At 63.1% G+C, this 17172-nt stretch carries 19 protein-coding genes; 10 read left to right on the forward strand and 9 right to left on the reverse strand.

Annotated features, from left to right (window positions below; genetic code table 11):
• The first annotated feature begins 140 nt into the window (after positions 1-140).
• Genes pgsA through BSG19_RS11945 form a run of 3 tightly spaced genes read left to right on the forward strand, consistent with a single transcriptional unit; the run spans position 141 to position 1457 of the window.
• Complete coding sequence (gene pgsA, locus BSG19_RS11935) at positions 141-731, forward strand: CDP-diacylglycerol--glycerol-3-phosphate 3-phosphatidyltransferase (RefSeq protein WP_092988050.1); 591 nt, start codon at positions 141-143, stop codon at positions 729-731.
• Positions 728-988 (forward strand): molybdopterin converting factor subunit 1, encoded by a 261-nt coding sequence (gene moaD, locus BSG19_RS11940; protein ID WP_092988052.1) that lies wholly within the window; start codon positions 728-730, stop codon positions 986-988. The genes pgsA and moaD overlap by 4 nt, the downstream gene beginning before the upstream one ends.
• A gap of 4 nt (positions 989-992) precedes the next feature.
• Positions 993-1457, forward strand: a complete 465-nt coding sequence (locus BSG19_RS11945; RefSeq protein WP_092988054.1) for a molybdenum cofactor biosynthesis protein MoaE — start codon at positions 993-995, stop codon at positions 1455-1457.
• A 39-nt stretch (positions 1458-1496) separates the two neighbouring features.
• Here the strand turns inward: BSG19_RS11945 and BSG19_RS11950 are convergent, their stop codons facing one another.
• Positions 1497-2390, reverse strand: coding sequence for a branched-chain amino acid ABC transporter permease (locus tag BSG19_RS11950; protein WP_092988056.1), 894 nt, complete (start codon positions 2388-2390; stop codon positions 1497-1499).
• 59 nt (positions 2391-2449) lie between these two features.
• On the opposite strand from BSG19_RS11950, the gene BSG19_RS11955 reads away from it, so the two are divergent.
• Both BSG19_RS11955 and BSG19_RS11960 read left to right on the forward strand, forming a co-directional pair.
• Positions 2450-2995 (forward strand): CGNR zinc finger domain-containing protein, encoded by a 546-nt coding sequence (locus BSG19_RS11955; RefSeq protein ID WP_092988058.1) that lies wholly within the window; start codon positions 2450-2452, stop codon positions 2993-2995.
• Entirely contained in the window at positions 2992-3543 is a 552-nt protein-coding gene (locus BSG19_RS11960; RefSeq protein ID WP_092988060.1) for a hypothetical protein, read from the forward strand. Before BSG19_RS11955 ends, BSG19_RS11960 begins: the two co-directional genes overlap by 4 nt.
• Positions 3544-3623: 80 nt before the next feature.
• Here BSG19_RS11960 and ndk read toward each other — a convergent pair whose 3' ends face one another.
• Both ndk and BSG19_RS11970 read right to left on the reverse strand, forming a co-directional pair.
• The gene (ndk, locus tag BSG19_RS11965) at positions 3624-4046 is read right to left on the reverse strand and encodes a nucleoside-diphosphate kinase (RefSeq protein ID WP_092933099.1); all 423 of its coding nucleotides are present in this window, start codon (positions 4044-4046) and stop codon (positions 3624-3626) included.
• 126 nt (positions 4047-4172) lie between these two features.
• Positions 4173-4880: a glutathione S-transferase family protein gene (locus BSG19_RS11970; protein WP_092988062.1), complete on the reverse strand. Its 708-nt coding sequence runs from the start codon at positions 4878-4880 to the stop codon at positions 4173-4175.
• Positions 4881-5021: 141 nt separating this feature from the next.
• Between BSG19_RS11970 and BSG19_RS11975 the strand changes: the two genes are divergently transcribed.
• Positions 5022-5522, forward strand: coding sequence for a DinB family protein (locus tag BSG19_RS11975; RefSeq protein ID WP_092988064.1), 501 nt, complete (start codon positions 5022-5024; stop codon positions 5520-5522).
• 4 nt (positions 5523-5526) lie between these two features.
• On the opposite strand, the gene BSG19_RS11980 is transcribed toward BSG19_RS11975, so the two are convergent.
• Complete coding sequence (locus BSG19_RS11980; RefSeq protein WP_092988066.1) at positions 5527-6294, reverse strand: class I SAM-dependent methyltransferase; 768 nt, start codon at positions 6292-6294, stop codon at positions 5527-5529.
• A 352-nt stretch (positions 6295-6646) separates the two neighbouring features.
• Here BSG19_RS11980 and BSG19_RS11985 point away from each other — a divergent pair, with 352 nt between their 5' ends.
• The 3 genes from BSG19_RS11985 (at position 6647) to BSG19_RS11995 (ending at position 11774) form a co-directional block, all read left to right on the forward strand.
• Positions 6647-7693 carry a GGDEF domain-containing protein gene (locus BSG19_RS11985; protein WP_170865939.1) on the forward strand — a complete coding sequence of 349 codons (1047 nt, stop codon included), beginning with the start codon at positions 6647-6649 and terminating at the stop codon, positions 7691-7693.
• Positions 7694-7757: 64 nt separating this feature from the next.
• Positions 7758-9641 carry an ABC-F family ATP-binding cassette domain-containing protein gene (locus tag BSG19_RS11990; protein WP_092988070.1) on the forward strand — a complete coding sequence of 628 codons (1884 nt, stop codon included), beginning with the start codon at positions 7758-7760 and terminating at the stop codon, positions 9639-9641.
• 57 nt (positions 9642-9698) lie between these two features.
• The gene (locus BSG19_RS11995) at positions 9699-11774 is read left to right on the forward strand and encodes a prolyl oligopeptidase family serine peptidase (RefSeq protein WP_092988072.1); all 2076 of its coding nucleotides are present in this window, start codon (positions 9699-9701) and stop codon (positions 11772-11774) included.
• 110 nt (positions 11775-11884) lie between these two features.
• Here the strand turns inward: BSG19_RS11995 and BSG19_RS12000 are convergent, their stop codons facing one another.
• Positions 11885-12739 carry a GNAT family N-acetyltransferase gene (locus tag BSG19_RS12000; protein WP_092988074.1) on the reverse strand — a complete coding sequence of 285 codons (855 nt, stop codon included), beginning with the start codon at positions 12737-12739 and terminating at the stop codon, positions 11885-11887.
• 115 nt (positions 12740-12854) lie between these two features.
• Between BSG19_RS12000 and BSG19_RS12005 the strand changes: the two genes are divergently transcribed.
• The gene (locus BSG19_RS12005) at positions 12855-13784 is read left to right on the forward strand and encodes a Gfo/Idh/MocA family protein (protein ID WP_092988076.1); all 930 of its coding nucleotides are present in this window, start codon (positions 12855-12857) and stop codon (positions 13782-13784) included.
• 456 nt (positions 13785-14240) lie between these two features.
• On the opposite strand, the gene BSG19_RS12010 is transcribed toward BSG19_RS12005, so the two are convergent.
• The 4 genes from BSG19_RS12010 to BSG19_RS12025 all read right to left on the reverse strand — a co-directional run bounded on the left by BSG19_RS12010 (position 14241) and on the right by BSG19_RS12025 (position 16976).
• Complete coding sequence (locus BSG19_RS12010) at positions 14241-15116, reverse strand: cytochrome c oxidase subunit 3 (protein WP_092988078.1); 876 nt, start codon at positions 15114-15116, stop codon at positions 14241-14243.
• Positions 15117-15254: 138 nt separating this feature from the next.
• A complete protein-coding gene (locus BSG19_RS12015; protein WP_092988479.1) occupies positions 15255-15869 on the reverse strand; it encodes a cytochrome c oxidase assembly protein in 615 nt (204 codons plus the stop codon).
• Positions 15870-15882: 13 nt separating this feature from the next.
• Positions 15883-16023, reverse strand: a complete 141-nt coding sequence (locus BSG19_RS26050; protein ID WP_092988080.1) for a hypothetical protein — start codon at positions 16021-16023, stop codon at positions 15883-15885.
• Positions 16023-16976 (reverse strand): heme o synthase, encoded by a 954-nt coding sequence (locus BSG19_RS12025; protein WP_092988082.1) that lies wholly within the window; start codon positions 16974-16976, stop codon positions 16023-16025. Before BSG19_RS12025 ends, BSG19_RS26050 begins: the two co-directional genes overlap by 1 nt.
• Positions 16977-17172 lie beyond the last annotated feature (196 nt).

Consider the following 17172-nt stretch of genomic DNA (forward strand, 5'->3'; position numbering starts at 1 on the left):
TGTCGCGGTGGTTCACGGACTGTTCAGATGAATTCCGCCACAATTGCCGCTCATTCATCAAAAACCGGTTGACCTCCGGGTCACGACGTCTTTCATCACGCCTGTACGAAATGCGTACCCAGTCCAGAGACCGAGTTGACATGCGAACCGTGCCCGTCGCCTACAATATCCCCAATCTCCTCACCTACGGGCGCATTCTCGCGGTTCCGCTGATCGTTCTGTGCTTCTTCATCGAGGGCAAGCTGCAAAGCTCCGATTTTGCCCGCTGGACCGCGCTCGGCCTCTTCGCCATCGCCTCGATCACCGACTTCTTCGACGGCTATCTCGCGCGGATCTGGAAGCAGACCTCCAATATCGGGCGCATGCTCGACCCGATCGCCGACAAGCTGCTCGTCGCCTCCGTGCTGCTGCTGGTGGCTGCCGACGGCACCATTGCCGGCTGGTCGATCTGGGCCGCGATCATCATCCTCTGCCGCGAGATCCTCGTGTCCGGGCTGCGCGAATATCTGGCGGCGCTGAAGGTCAGCGTGCCGGTAACGCGGATCGCCAAATGGAAGACGACCATCCAGATGGTGGCTATCGCCCTGCTGCTGGCAGGCCCCGCCGGCGACAAGGTTCTGCCCTACACGACGGAAATCGGCATCGGCATGCTGTGGATCGCAGCCGCCATCACGCTCTATACCGGCTACGACTATTTCCGCGCCGGCCTGAAGCATCTGGTGGATGAATGAGAGAGGTCCGGCTCGTCTATTTCGCCTGGGTCCGCGAACGCATCGGCGTCGGTGAGGAGATGGTCTCTCTTCCCGACACCGTCGTCACCGCCGGCGATCTCATCGCTTTTCTCAAGACCCGCGGCGAGGATTACGAAGCAGCCCTGGAGCATGAGAACGTCATTCGGGTAGCGATCGACCAGGAGCATGTCGAGCATGACGAACCGCTTGGCTCCGCTCGCGAGATTGCGCTCTTCCCGCCGATGACGGGCGGCTGACGAGATGGATTCGGCTTTGATAACCGTTCGCGTGCAGGCCGATGATTTCGACACTGCGGCGGAGATCGAGGCGCTTTCGGCCGGCCGGACCGATATCGGCGCGGTCGTGACCTTCTCCGGCCTTTGCCGGGAGGAAAAAGGCCAGCTCTCGGCACTTGAGCTGGAACACTATCCCGGCATGGCGGAGGCCGAGATCCGCCGGATCTGCGAAGAGGCCGTCGCGCGCTTCGAGCTTCACGGCGCAACCGCCATCCACCGCTATGGCCGCATCGACCCCGGCCACCGCATCGTCCTCGTCATCGCCGCCGCCACCCACCGCCAGGCCGCCTTCGACGGCGCATCCTTCATCATGGACTACCTGAAGACCGCCGCGCCCTTCTGGAAGAAGGAGCACCTGAAGGACGGAACGGCGCGTGACTGGGTCTCGGCGAAGGATGCGGACGACACGGCGCGGGCGCGATGGACCTGAGACGCCCCTGCCCCTGACACCCCGCAGAATGCAGCCGCTTCAGGGAACGGGTCGCTCGTGCCGGCCGGTGATAACGATCAGGACAAGCAGCGCAAAAACGAAGGGATCGCGCCAGGCCATGGGTGCGAAGGCGCTCCACAGCGTTTCGGCCAGCCCGAGCAAGGCAGCGCCCGCCGCCGCGTGGAGCGGATGAAAGGCGCCGCCTATGCCCGCGATCATCACCACCTTCAGGCCGAACATCATGCCCGCGCCAAAATCCATATTTCCGTAATAGGATGTCGAGAGAAGGCCGCTGACAGCGGCGACCAGCGTTGCCGTGACGTAAGACCCGAGAAAGACGCGGCTCGCATCGACCCCGCAGAGTTCCGCAGCGCGCGGATCGTCGTTGACCGCCCGCCATAGCCGCCCGAACCTTCCGAAACGCAGGACCGCGGCACCCAAGCCGATCATTGCCAGCATGAGCGCGGTATTGCCGAGCTGGATCACCGTCAGTCCGACAGTGGCGGCACCTTCCGTCCAGAACGTAACCGGTGCGTTCAGGAATGGCGGCAGCCAGAGGCTGCGCGTCCCGGAGGCCAGGCGTGCCGCTTCCATCAGCACGATCGACACCCCGAGGCTGGCGACGATCACCGTGTTCGGAGAGGCCCGCACGAGCCGCGCCATGACAAAACGTCCGACGAGCAGCCCTGCACCTGCGGTATAGGCAAGGGAACAGGCGGCGCCGAGCGCGATGCAGGCGGGCAGAACCAGCCAGAGGCGGTTCCAGCCGATATCGGCAAACAGGACGAAAATCTGACCGGCAAAGGCAAAGAGCGCACCATAGGTCAGATCGACACGCTTCGTGACGCCGAAAGCGATCGCGTAGCCAAAGGCGAGCACCGCATAGAGTGCTGCGACCGGCACGGCATTGGCAAGCTGTTGCAACAGGTACATGCGTGTCTCCCCTGAAAAATTATAACTGGTAAAGCAGCTTTTACCAGTTATATCTAGGTATGGATTTCAAATGGACGGCTCATCGCTTCTCCGGAGGCACTCTCGCACTCGACGTTGCAAACAGCGTCATCCTGCGGACGGCGGCGGATCGCTCGATCGACCGGTTTGCCGAGCCGGAGCAACTCGATGCCTTCGCGGCTGCGGCCATGCGGCTCTGTGCCGAGCCTTTGCCGGCGCTCGTGCCGCCGACGGTGCAGGACCGGGCATCGTTCCTCGCCCTGCGCGAGGCGATCGACCGGTATTTTCGAAGGCGGATCGAGGGCATGGACGATCCGGTTCTGCTCGCCGATCTTCTCGATACGGCGGCACGCGTGCTGCGCGCTGCGCACGACGAGAGCGGGCTCGCGACATCGACGGCGCGTTCCGCTCTCCGTCTCGCGACGCGGCCCGATGACGGGCGGCTGAAGATCTGTCCGAACTGCGGATGGCTGTTTCTCGACCGGAGCAAGAACAAAAGCCGGATGTGGTGCGACATGACCGTGTGCGGCAATCGGCGCAAGGCCAGCAGGCATTATCGCCGTACGAAGGACGAGGGACCGCGATGACAGCACGCAAGACCGCAACCTGTCTCCTGGCGGCGCTTGCGGCCGCAGGTCTTGCCGGATGCCAGCGTGAGACGGCGACAGGTCCGACCGAGGTTTCCGGGCGGCTCTTCGTCTTCAACTACCGCGTCGCACAGGCGCACTACATGATCACCCTGCGCCGTACCGGTGCCCTGCCCGACCCCGCCGTGGCTATCGCCACATTCGAAAACCCGCGCGGTGGAGAGCCGCTCGTGACGCGCTCCAAGATCTTTCCGTTCTGGGAGACGATCGTGCTGGAAAGTCCGCCGGTGCAATGCATCGTCAAGGACAGACCCTATGCCGTCGAGATCCGGATCGTCGACGGTCGGGATACGCTCTTGCAGTCGATCGAGACAACGGCAACATCGACCGTCGACCAGACCGTCCTCACCGCAAAGCCGCTCGTTGCCGGACCGGGCTATGCCATCAATCCGGACATCCTGCGCACCGACGGCACCGTCGACTACGCACCGACCTCGGACTGCCCGGGCAAGGACGAAGCTCACGAGGAATTATTGCAAAAACAATGATTTGAAACAGGCCTATCACAGACGCAAAAGGCCGGAGCATTGCTGCCCCGGCCTTTGTCATTCCAGATCGCCCGATCGTATCAGCCGACGATTTCGGTGGCCGAGAACCAGTAAGCGATTTCTTCGGCAGCGGTTTCCGGAGCGTCGGAGCCGTGGACGGAATTTTCGCCAATCGACAAAGCGTGCGTCTTGCGGATCGTGCCTTCGTCGGCGTTGGCAGGGTTGGTCGCGCCCATGATCTCGCGGTTCTTCAGAATGGCGTTCTCGCCTTCCAGAACCTGAACGATCGTCGGGCCAGACGTCATGCCTTCGACCAGTTCGCCGAAGAAGGGGCGTTCCTTGTGAACGGCGTAGAAGCCTTCGGCTTCGCGCTGGCTCATCCAGACGCGCTTGGAAGCAACGACGCGAAGGCCGGCGTCTTCGATCATCTTGGTGATCGCGCCGGTCAGGTTGCGCTTCGTTGCGTCCGGCTTGATCATCGAAAAGGTGCGTTCAATCGCCATGGTGTCAAATCCCTAGGAGTTGCGTTCGTTTGAACGGTTCCTTAGCGAGACGCCGCGTGCAAGACAAGGGGAATGGCGCGCCGCCGCCGTATTTCGGCGAAGACGCTCCGTAGACGGGAGCCTGCTTCAGGCAGCCTCCGCCACGCTGGCCGGCGAGATGGCGCGGCCGAGACCGTCGTGTAGATCGAGGCACCGCTCGAACCAGTCGGAGACGGTATCGCCCGTTTCCAGCAAGGGCCGAGGCGACATGATGCGGGCCCATTGCAGGGCGCCGAAGACGATGTAATCCACAAACAGCGGCGTCTCGCCGCCGATGAAGGGCTGCTTCTTCAGCATGAAGCGCAGGGGCGCGAGCTTTTCAGCAAAGGTCGCACGCTCCTCGGGTGCCGCAGCCACGACCTCCTCCAGAGTTTTTCCGAACGCTGCCTCGCGGCTCTTGCGGAAATAGGCCTGATCCTCGGGTGCAAGACGGTCGTGGATATCGACGAGGATGATGCGAACGATCGCCGGATGCAGAACCGTCTGGGAAAAGGCCTCCACGAAGCGTGCCGTTGCGCGACCACCCTCCCCGGCAAACAGCGTGGGCCGGTCCGGATAGGTTGCATCCAGATGCTGGGCAATAGCGAAGCTGTCCACCACGGCCTCTTCGCCATCAAGCAGATACGGCACCATCTTGGTCGCGCCGTCTTCGACCTTGGGGATCTCGGTGAAGCCCAGTGGCACGAAGCGGCAGTCGAGGCCCTTGTGGGCAAGCGCCATCACGACCTTCCAGACATGCGGTGAAAAGGGCCGCTCCCGATCTTCGCCACACAGGCCGTAAAGCGTTCTCGTCATGGCACGTCTCCGAAAGAGTCTGTTTCTTCGCCATGTGAGCGCGGACGGCGGGCGAAAGCAAATCAGCAAAATTCATGATTGGCATCACACCTGTTGAAGCCTTGAGGGGTTAGGATCGAGTTTCCAACCGCAGGAACCGCCATGATCGATCATTTCCGCATGTTCGCCGCCTATAACAGCTGGGCCAACGCGCGCATCTACGCCGCTGCCGAAGTGCTGGGCGACGAAGGACGCCGCACGCAAACCGGCGCCGCCTTCGGCTCCCTGCACGGAACGCTCAACCATCTTCTGGCAACAGACCGGATCTGGATGAAACGCTTTACCGGCAAGGGCGAGGCGCCAAACGCGCTCGACGCCCTTCTGTTCGATGATTTCGAGGATCTGCGCTCGGCGCGGGTGGCGGAGGATCTGCGGCTGGCGACGTGGATCGAAAGCCTCACCGAACAGGATCTCGCCGGCGTCTTCACCTATACGCCGATCAGCATTCCCCAGCCGATCAGCCAGGCTCTCAGCCCCTGCCTTACCCACCTTTTCAACCACCAGACCCACCATCGCGGACAGTGCCACATGATCCTGACTAGCCTCGGGCAGCCGAGCGTGGTGCTGGACCTCGTCTTTTTTCAACGCCAGCAGAAAAGCTGAGACGTCAGAGCGTGTAGATGTGGAGCTGGGTGCGGCGGCCGTCGTCGACGTCGAGGATACGGTCGGCGGCGCGGCCCGGGATGGTGAAGCTGTTGCTGACGAAGAGCGTGCCCGGGCGCATTTCGCGCCGCGCCTTTTCGAACAGCCGCGCCATCGGCACCGGCGAGAGGAAGCAATAGACCACGTCATAGGCGCCAAGGTCCGCATCCCACAGGCTGCGATAGACGATGCGGGCATTGGGAAGGCGACTGAAGGCGATGCGGAGCTTGGATGCGGCAACCACCAGCGGCGCGGTCTCCAGACCGCTCACGGCAACGCCGGGATATGCTCGGGCGAGGAAGGTGACGACGCCGCCCATGCCACTGCCGAGATCGACCACACTCCTCGCCCCGGACGCCGAAACGAGATCGGCGAGCGCCTGCCATGTGCGACGATTGGTGAGGTAGAGCGGCACTTGCTCGGAGGCGCTGTTCCAGTAGATCAGCGCGCAGAGAACGAAGGCCGCGAGATAGGCCCAGGCGGGCACCGCATCGCCATAGACGACCGCGACCGGCAGCAGAAACTGCACGACGAGCCAGATGCGCGGCATGCGCAGCAGGAAGCCGAGACCGGCAGCCGCCGCACCCTGCCCCAGAAGAACGGGAAGCGTGCCCGGCGTCACCCAGCGCGACAGCGAGAGGACGGCAACGAGAACGACGGCCTGACAGGCGAGAACCTTGATCCAGGGTAGAAGCTGGGTGCGCAGGACGTTCATGGCCGACGTTCCGTTCATCTGAAGCGGCGCTCGTCCCATCCGAACGCACAGAATTGCCTTGCCCGATTCGCGTCGGGCCTCGTTCGGCGAAGCTATGGCAGGATTCCCTGATGCACGAGCGACAAAAGGAAAATTGTGCGGACGAGCCAGCAGAAGCTAACGGTCGCTCCTGTGATGGGCGCTCACACAAGCGTCAGCGGCGGCGCGTCGCCAGAAGGGTGCTGACAGAGCGGACAGAGATGTTTACGTAAGCTTCTCAGGATATAAAGCTGGAAACGACCAACGGATTCGGTACGCTCGGGATAGGTAACAACAGGACATGAAAGAGCAGGTAAGCCGCAGCGGAACTGCATTGCGAGCCGACAGGCATATGGCGGAGCAGACCAACGGCGTGGTGCAGCGCGTGGCGCAGGCCATGGCGCAACTCGGCGTGCAGCCATTGCCGCGTAATTACGAGCTCTTCTACGAAGCTTTCTCCGGGGGACCTTCCGGCCTCAGCCGCGATCTTGCTGCTCTTGGAGCCGCGCCTTCGCAAAAGGCCCTCGATGCGATCGGCCTCCGGCGCAAACTGCCGGGGCATATGGGTCAGGCGCTGGGGCAAGCACAGCAGGCCGCCATAGAGGCGATCCAGACCATGACGACCGCGATCTCGGGGGAAAGCCGGCCGAAGGGTGAGGCTTTCGACGCGCTCGACAGCTTCCTCGAGAGGCTCGACGCTGACCCGGTCATGTCGATGTCGGACTTTGCGCAGGATGCGCGCGCGCTTCGCCAGACGCTGACCCAGCTCCGCAAGCGCGAAAAGCGGTTGACAGAAACCCTGGAAACCACGGTCGCAGCACTCGGCGATGCGCAAGGCCGCATCGTTGCGGACCAGCGGGCAACGCTTCGCGATGGCTTGACCGGGCTGCCGAACGGCGCGGCCCTCTCGATGAAGATCGCAGCGCTGTTTGACGAGGCCGCAGTGAGGTCGGAGCCGGCTGCGCTGGTTCTGGTGATTGTGGAGCGGCTGAAGATACTGGCGGAGCGCCACGGTCCGGAAACCGGCGAGAAGGCCGTGAAGAAATGCGCCGCGATCTTTCGCAAGTCGGTCAAGAAGAGCGACGTGGTGGCGCGCGTCGGATACGACGCCTTCGCGTTTCTGCTGAACGATGTCAGCGAGCAAAACGCGCAGGCCATCGCGACCCGTATCCGCGATGCCGTGCAGTCTCTCCAGATCCGCCTCGCCAACCGCGAGTTTACCACCGAGGCGCTGTCGCTCTCGGCCGGCATCGCGACGACGGCGACGGTCAACGGGCCACAGGACCTGATGCATCACGCGGAAATGGCGCTGACCGTCGTCAGGGCAGACGGGCGACAGGGCATTCTGCGGTGCACGCCGATGATGTGCGCGCAGATCGCCGGACTGCAACGGGCGTGAAGGCATAGCTGGAGTCCTTGCGGCTTCTCTTGCCTTCCTGCCCTATATCCGCCAAAACGCCGGCATGATTACGATATCCAATCTCTCGGCCCGCATCGCCGGACGCCTCCTGATCGACCACGCCAATATTTCGCTCCCCGAGGGGACGAAGGCCGGCCTCGTCGGGCGCAACGGCGCGGGCAAATCCACGCTGTTTCGCATCCTGACCGGGCAGATGGAAAGCGAGAGCGGCTTCATCTCCATCCCCAAGAACGCCCGCATGGGACAGGTGGCGCAGGAAGCGCCGGGCACGGAAGAGCCACTGATCGAGATCGTGCTGAAGGCCGACAAGGAGCGCGAGGCTCTGCTGGCCGAAGCTGAAACCGCGACCGACCCGAACCGGATCGCCGACATCCAGATGCGGCTTGCCGATATTCAGGCGCATTCGGCCGAGGCGCGCGCGGCCTCGATCCTTGCCGGCCTCGGCTTCGACCATGAGGCGCAGCTGCGCCCGGCCTCGTCCTTCTCGGGCGGCTGGCGGATGCGCGTGGCGCTGGCCGCCGTGCTCTTTTCCGAGCCGGACCTGCTGCTGCTCGACGAGCCGACCAACTATCTCGACCTCGAGGGCACGCTTTGGCTGGAGGATTACATCCGCCGCTATCCGCACACGGTCATCATCATCAGCCACGACCGCGACCTGCTGAACACCGCCGTCAACGCCATCATCCATCTCGACCAGCAAAAGCTGACCTTCTATCGCGGCTCCTACGACCAGTTCGAGCGTCAGCGGTCCGAGGCGATGGAGCTTCAGGCAAAGGCGAAGGTGAAGAACGATGCGGCGCGCAAGCACCTGCAATCCTTCATCGACCGCTTCAAAGCCAAGGCCTCAAAGGCCCGGCAGGCGCAGAGCCGCGTCAAGGCGCTGGAGCGCATGGGCACGGTTGCCTCCGTCATCGAGGATCACGTCCAGCCGATCACCTTCCCGGTTCCCGAGAAGCAGCCGGCCTCGCCGATCATCCAGTTGCAGAACGCCTCCGTCGGCTACACGCCGGGCAAGCCTATCCTCAAGAACATCACGTTGCGGATCGACAATGACGATCGTATCGCGCTGCTGGGTTCGAACGGCAACGGCAAATCGACTTTTGCGAAGTTCGTCTCGGGGCGGCTGGATGCGGATGGCGGCGAGATCAAGCTGGCGCCGAACCTGAAGATCGGCTTCTTCGCGCAGCACCAGATGGACGACCTCGTTCCGGCCGACTCGCCGGTGGAACACGTGCGCCGCCTGATGCCGGGCATTCCCGAAGCCAAGGTCCGCGCCCGCGTGGCGCAGATGGGCCTTGCGACGGAGAAGATGTCGACAGCGGCCAAGGATCTCTCCGGTGGCGAAAAAGCACGCCTTCTGATGGGTCTTGCAGCCTTCCACCACCCCAACCTGCTGATCCTCGACGAACCGACGAACCATCTCGACATCGACAGCCGGCGCGCGCTCATCGAGGCGCTGAACGATTACGATGGCGCCGTGATCCTGATCTCGCACGACCGCCACCTGATCGAAGCCACCGTGGACCGCCTGTGGCTGGTCAACAATGGCACGGTGTCGAATTTCGACGGCGATATGGAGGAATATCGGAGCATCATCGTCTCCTCGGGCAAAAAAAAAGACGAAAAACCTGAGGTAATCGAGGACCCGACGTCAAAAGCGGACCAGCGCAAGGCGAATGCGGAAAAGCGCGCCGCCCTTGCGCCGCTGCGCAAGAAGATCAACGATTTGGAGTCCTTGACGGCAAAGCTTGAGAAGCAGATTCAGGCGCTTGACGTAGAACTTGCAGATCCCGTGCTCTACGAGAAATTTCCCGCCAAGGCCGCCGAAAAGGTGAAGCAGCGCGGCGAGACGGCGGCAAAGCTCAGCACGGCCGAAGAGCAGTGGCTGGACCTGTCCGCCCAATATGAGGAGGCGATGGCCGGCTGACGGTCCGCCTCCTCTTCGTATCTATCGACCGGCTTCAACGGAAAGGCAGACAACCCCATGTACCTTTACCTCGAGACCGACGACGACGCCCGCACGCTCGACTTCGTCGCGCGTGAGAACGCGCACTCGGACGCCGCGCTGAAGACGGAAGCCTTCGAGGCGGACGCTGCGGCCCTCAAGGCGATGATGGAGCGGGAAGACCGCCTGATCCACTTTACCCGGCGCGGCGACTGGCTGACGACGTTCCGCAAGACCGCTGCCAATCCGATGGGTGTCTGGCAACGGCTGCCGGCAACCGAGGTACCCGTGCCGGAGGCGGCATGGGAGACAATGTTCGATCTCGACGCCTATAACGCGTCTGAAGGCCGCACGTGGATCTGGCGCGGTGCCGTGACCTGTCCCTGGGATCCCTCTCTTGTGCTCCTGTCCTTGTCGGACGGTGGATCGGATCTGCGCGTCTTCCGCGAGTTCGACTGCAAGAGCCTCCGTTTCGTGGAAGGCGGGTTCTCGACGCCGCTCGTCCGTTCGCATGCCACGTGGGAAAGCCTCGACCACATCCTCTATTTCGGTTCGATCGACGTGACATCGGCCACCCAATCGAGCTGGCCACGGGTCGGTCGGCGCGTGGCGCGCGGTGAGGATGTTTCAGCGGCAGCGACTGTCTTTGCCGCAGAGCACAGCGACGTAACCGGATATGCGGCGGTTTACGGCTCTGAGATGATGGGCCTCTCCAGCAATGACAGTGTTTCCGGCAGGGACAGGTTGGCGATCTTCACGGCGGTGCACACGATCGGCACGGCCAGCCATGTCGTCTCGAAAAACGGCGGGACACCGGTGCGCATCGACATCCCCAGCGAGAGCGACGCGGACTCCAACCATCGGTTCTGCCTGTGGCGGGCAAAAACGGATGAGCGGGTTCCCAGCGGCTCGCTGGTGCTGCAGGAGCTTCCAGTGCGGCTCGGCAGCGACCAGCCGCCTGCGCCGGCGCGCGTCCTGTTCACGCCATCAGGTCGTCAGTTCTGCACGGGCTTCATGCTGCTTCGAGACTGGTGCGTCTTCACCATCGCCGACAACATGACACCCCGTCCTTTTCTCCTAGATCTGCGCACCGAAGGCGCAGAACCGTTCGAGTTGCCCCTGCCGGGCGGGGTGGAAACCCTATCCTATCATCCGCTCTATTCGGACCTGCATCTGGGCGACGACACGCTGATCGTTTCGGGCCAAGGCTTCCTGCAACCGCCGACGCTGTATCGGCTGGAGCTTTCCGACCGGACGAAGCCGCTGGCGCTGCATCCTGTTGCAGCCTCGCCGACCTATTTCGATGCGAGCGGCATGTCGAGCCAGCTGCTGGAGGCGACGTCGGAGGACGGGACGGCGGTTCCCTACAGGCTGGTTTTGCCCGCAACCTTCGAGATGGGCGCCCTGCCCGTGCTTCTCTACGGCTATGGCGGTTTTGAAGTGCCGTTGCAGCCTTACTACTCCGGCGTCACCGGCCGGTGGCTGGAACAGGGCGGCGCCTATGTGCAGGCCTATATTCGCGGCGGCGGCGAGTTTGGCGCAGAGTGGCACCGTGCGGCAAAGCGCGATGGACGGCACCGGGCGTTTGCCGACTTCGCCGCCATCGCCCGTGACCTCGTCGCCCGCGGCTACACGAAGCACCGCCACATCGCCTGCAATGGCGGCAGCAATGGCGGACTTCTGACCGGCGTGATGCTGACGCGGTATCCGGACCTCTTCGGCGCGGTGTGGTGCCAGGTGCCCGTGCTCGACATGCTGCGCTTCCACACCTTCCCGGCCGGACGGGCGTGGATGGACGAGTACGGCGACCCCGACAATGCACAGGACCGAGAAGCGATGCTGGCCTATTCACCGCTTCAGGCCGTGCGACCGGCGACGGAGGTCACCTACCCGCCGATCTACATCGAAAGCTCCAGCAATGACGACCGGGTGCATCCCTCGCATGCCCGCCGTTTTGCCGCACGGCTGCGGGAGCTCGGCCACGAGCCGCTGTTTCACGAATTCACATCCGGTGGCCATGGCGGCGAAGGCGACACGGCGGCATCCGCTGCCCGAATTGCGATAGGCTACAGCTTCCTGCGGCAGACCATCATGAAGTCGGACGTATCCGCGTGATGCGCGTCTAGAGTATTTCCGGTGAACACGGATTCACCGGAAATACTCTAACCTCTTGTTTTCTCCGCATTGTCCGACGCCGAAGCGATCCCGCTTCGGCTGGAAATGCTCTATCCCAGCTCAAAGGTCGTGATGCCGAAGATCCGGGAGAGCGGCAGATCGGGAACCTCGCCGCGATACATGCGGGCCGTCTCGAAGACCGGCTTCAGATTGTAGCGGTCGCAGAGTGCCTTTGCAGCGCCGTTCGGCTCGGGGATATCCAGGAAGATCCGCCCGTCGCCGCCCATCTCCAGCCCCGTGGCCACCAGCTTGCGGAACAGGAGATCGGCGCCGGTTTCCGTATTGGCAAAGAGCGGCCCTATCTTCTGGCCGTCGCGGCAGGTGCGAATCGTGCCGTATCCCTGCACCTCGGTGCCGCGCAGAAGCGCCACGCTCTGGCGGGTCGGCTGGGCTTTCAGCCACTGCGTCAGAAAGGAATCCCGCCGCGCCGGAGAGAACCGCGCATCGTAGTCGATGAGCAGCGGCAGATGAACGGGAGCGACCTCGACCAGATCCGTGCCGGGCGGCGCCGTCACCTGCGGCGTTCCGCCATAGCGCATATTCGCATGCGCATAGGCGAAGCCCGAGCGCTGGTAGCTCGCCTGCTGCGCGACGACGCCGTCGAGGCCAACGATACGGGTGCCTTGCGCGGAAAGCGCGGCCTGCCATAGGGCGTAGCCAAGCCCCTGCCCCCGAAAATCGGGATGCGCCATATAGAAGCCGAGGAAGGCGTAATCCGGGCCGAAGCGGACGACCGAGATGGCCGCCGCCAGCGTGCCGTCCGCCTCCGCTACCCAGAAACCCTCAGGGTCCGCCGCGTAAAACGCGGCGGCATCGTCGAGACCGGGATTCCAGCCTTCGCGTGCGGCCCATTCAACGATTTCGTCGATTTCCGCGCGTGTCGCGTTGCGTATCGTCGGGGACATCAGGTCTCCTTTGTCCGTTCTATAAGGCCTTGATCATTGCAGGCTGGAGCGCCTTGCCCGCCCCGGCCTTTCTGGTACAAAGCCGGACATAAGTCATACAATCTGGCGGAACACCATGAACCCCATCTCTATTGCTGTCGTCGGCGTTGGCAAGATCGCACGCGATCAGCATCTGCCGTCCATTCACAACAATCCCGGATACCGGCTGGTTGCCGCCGCAAGCCGACACGGCAGCGTGGATGGCGTTGAGAATTTCACCGCCATCGAGGACATGCTGACCGCTATGCCGGAGATCGAGGCGGTTTCACTCTGCATGCCGCCCCGCGTACGGTTCGATGCCGCCTATAAAGCGCTGGAAGCCGGCAAGCACGTCTTCCTCGAAAAGCCGCCGGGTGCGACGCTGAGCGAAGTCGCCATCCTCGAGGCGCTGGCCAAGCGACAGAACGTCACGCTGTTCACCAGCTGGCATTCGCGCTTCGGGCCTGCCGTAGAACCGGCACGAGCCTTTCTCGCCGACAAGACCATCTCGCGCGTCGATATCATCTGGAACGAGGATGTGCGCCGCTGGCACCCGAACCAGGACTGGATCTGGGAAGCGGGCGGGCTCGGCGTGTTCGATCCCGGCATCAACGCCCTCTCCATCATGACGCATATCCTGCCCATGCCGGTCTTCGTCACACGCTCGACGCTCGAAATCCCCGAGAACCGCGACGCGCCGATTGCAGCCCAGATCGACTTCCAGAGCGCGTCGGGCATTCCCGTGACAGCCGACATGGACTGGCGCCGCCAGTCGAGCGACGACCGCTGGGACATCATCGTGGAGACGGATGCCGGAAGGATGATTCTCGGCAATGGCGGCGCCCGCCTTTCGGTCGATGGCGTGATGCGTGCAGATGAGCAGGAAACGGAATATCCGACACTCTACGCCCGTTTCCACGACCTCGTGCGCGCCGGGCGCTCCGAGGTCGATGTTGCCCCGCTCCGCCACATCGCCGACATCTTCATGCTTGGCAGCCGGAAGACGGTCGAGGCTTTCTATGATTGAGACTGGGGGCTGCGGGGTGAGACATCCGTCGGGGCTGACATCAGACCTGACGGGAACACTGGTGGCCTCATTACTCCGCCAATTGTCCATTTGCGTGTGAACGAACTGAACAGGGCCGCCGCGGGGTCGAGCACAGCACATCTCCACGCTCGAAGGGCTGTTCACAGCAGCATCCCCGCAGACGGGACGACGCGATAGTCGGCGCTCTGCGAACCTTCGCGACGATCCGAGGCTCTATAAAAAAGCATGGGAATGCCGCTCCGAGCATCCCACCGTCCCTGCGTTGACAGAATGAAACAGCATGATGCAGCTTCTCTGTCAGTCATGCAGCCTTCAAAATTGCTATGACGGTGAGCAAAGCCAATAAGGACGGCACCGCAATGCCGCCCAAATTCACATGCCGTCCGCTCTGCGAATGACGGACACCGAAGCGTCCGTCCCATGGTCCGCTCTCTATCAGCCGGCGAGTGGTGCGCCCCAGCCGCCCCAGATGTAGATGGAGAAGAAGAGGAAGAGCCAGACGACGTCGACGAAGTGCCAGTACCAGGCGGCCGCTTCGAAGCCGAAGTGCTGTTGGGGGGTGAAGTCGCCCCTCAGCGCGCGAATGAGGCAGACGGCGAGGAAGATGGTGCCGACGAGAACGTGGAAGCCATGGAAGCCGGTCGCCATGAAGAAGGTGGCGCCGTAGATCGAGTCCTTGAAGGCGAAGGGCGCGTGCACATACTCGTAGGCCTGGACGAAGGAGAACAGCACGCCGAGAACGACCGTCAGCGTGAGGCCGTTGATGAGGCCCTTGCGGTCGCCGTGCAGCAGCGCGTGGTGCGCCCAAGTGACGGTGGTGCCGGAAAGCAGCAGGATGACGGTGTTGTAGAGCGGCAGATGCCAGGGATCGAGAACCTCGATGCCCTTCGGCGGCCACTGGCCACCGGTAAAGGCGGTGCGGGTTGCCTGGATGGCTTCGCCGGGGAACAGGCTCGCATCGAAATAGGCCCAGAACCAGGCGACGAAGAACATCACTTCCGAGGCGATGAACATGATCATACCGTAGCGCAGATGCAGCGAGACGACGCGGGTGTGATGGCCTTCGTGCGCCTCCTTCACCGTATCCGCCCACCAGGCGTACATGGTGTAGAGCACGATCGCGAGGCCGATGAAGAGGATCCACGGATTGGCCCATTCCAGGCCGAACATCTTGAACGAGCCGCCCGAGAGATAGCGCATGTAGGCGACACCACCGAAGGCCATGACGAAGGCGCCGATGGAGGCGAGCAGCGGCCATGGGCTGGGATCGATGATGTGATAATCGTGGTTCTTCTGATGCGTGTCGGCCATGTCGTTCTCCCCGTCGTCCCCTCGCCTGAAGCGGTCCGGTCTTGCCGTCCCACTCTTCCCGAACGCCCGCCAGATTACAAGCGTGGCGATCGGTCTCCTGATGTTGCTGACGCCCGCCGGTTCTGCCGGTGCAGCGCGTTAAAGTTGTCTGTCCGGCACCGCGCCGTCCTGCGGCTTCAAAGCAGCGACCGGCTTCGACGGCTGGCGCGCATAGAAGGTGTAGGACAGGGTGAGCGTGCCGATGTCTTTCGTTTCCGCCGCCTTGACGATCTCCGGATCGACGAAGAAGACGACCGGCATCTCCAGTTCCTCGCCCGGCTGCAACGTCGTCTCTGTGAAGCAGAAGCACTGGACCTTGTTGAAGTAGGCACCGCCCTGCATGGGCGTGACGTTGAACACGGCCTGCCCCGTCGTCGGAACGTCCGCCATGTTCTTCGCCTTGAATTCGACCTGCACCGTCTCGCCGATCTTCGGGGAGATTTCGCGCACGACGGGCGTGAAGCGCCACGGCAGGTCACCCGACGTGTTGGCATCGAACGTGACACGAATGGTCTTGTCGAGGATCGTGTCGGAGGCCTGCTCGACGCGCTTCGTCGTGCCGTTGTAACCGGTTACCTTGCAGAACATGTCGTAGAGCGGCACGGCAGCATAGGCCATGCCGACCATGCCCACGACGAAGGCGACGCAGGCGCCGACAATCACGCCATTGCGGCGCTCGCTCTGCCCCGTCGGTCTTGCCGGATGCCGTTCCATCGCCATCCGTCTCCTACTGCGCCAGACCGTTCGAAAATTTCACGAGCGTAACGACATAGAACAGCGCTACCAGCCCGAAGAGGACCAGGCCGAGGGCAATGTTGCGGCCACGACGGGCGCGCCTCTGGGCCGGGGTCAGTGTGATGAGATCCATCAGAAGCCCTTTCCGAAGGCTGCGAGCAGCGCCAGCACCGCACGGTCGGCCAGCAGCGCCGAGAAGATCGCGAAGAGGTAGACCAGCGAGAAGGCGAAAAGCTTCTTGGCCGGCAGCATCTTCTCGTCCGTTTCGGACATGGACTGCACCTTGATGGAATACCAGACGAAGCCAAGGCCGAGCGCCAGCGCGACGATGCCGTATCCGATGCTGGCAAAGCCGAGCAGCGTCGGACAGATACTTGCCACCGCCGTCAGGACGGCATAGACGAGGATCTGAACCTTGGTCGCGGGAATGCCCTTGACATTGGGCAGCATCGGCACGCCGACGGCGCCGTATTCGCCCATCTTGAACAGCGCCAACGCCCAGAAATGGGCGGGTGTCCAGAGGAAGATGATGAGGAAGAGAACCGTGCTCTCGATGGACACGCCGCCGGTGACGCAGGCCCAGCCGATCATGGGTGGAAAGGCGCCGGCCGCGCCGCCGATGACGATGTTCTGCGGCGTCGCCCGCTTCAGCCACATCGTGTAGACGACGGCATAGAAGAAGATGGTGAAGGCGAGGAAGCCGGCGGCGAACCAGCCGACCACCAAGCCGAGAATGCAGACCGAAAAGGCCGACAGCGTGAGGCCGAAGCCGAGCGCCTCCTGGCCAGTGATGCGGCCGGCGGGGATGGGCCGCGTCGCCGTGCGCTTCATCACCGCATCGATATCGGCATCGTACCACATGTTCAGCGCGCCGGACGCGCCGGCACCTACCGCGATGCAGAGGATGGCGACGAAGCCGATGAACGGGTTGATCTCTCCGGGCGCCAGCACCATGCCGGCAAAGGCCGTAAACACCACGAGCGACATGACGCGGGGTTTCAGGAGCGCCCAGTAATCGCGCGCCGAGGCCTCCGACAGGCGGATATCGCCGTCGTTGAGGTTTCCGGTGGTGTCGATAACGGTCATTCCGGTTGTGTTCCTTACGTTTCCGGGTGGGGCTGCCTGCCCCTCACCCTAACCCTCTCCCCGCTTGCGGGGAGAGGGGACGTGCCCCAAGCGTTGGGATACGTCCCAATCGGTCAATATAACACGAGCGGTTGCCGCAAGTCCCTTCGCCCCGCCATGCGGGGAGAAGGTGCCAGCAGGCGGATGAGGGGCAAGC

Origin of the sequence: Rhizobium sp. NFR03, from assembly GCF_900111275.1 — a bacterium.
Taxonomy (GTDB): domain Bacteria; phylum Pseudomonadota; class Alphaproteobacteria; order Rhizobiales; family Rhizobiaceae; genus Ferranicluibacter.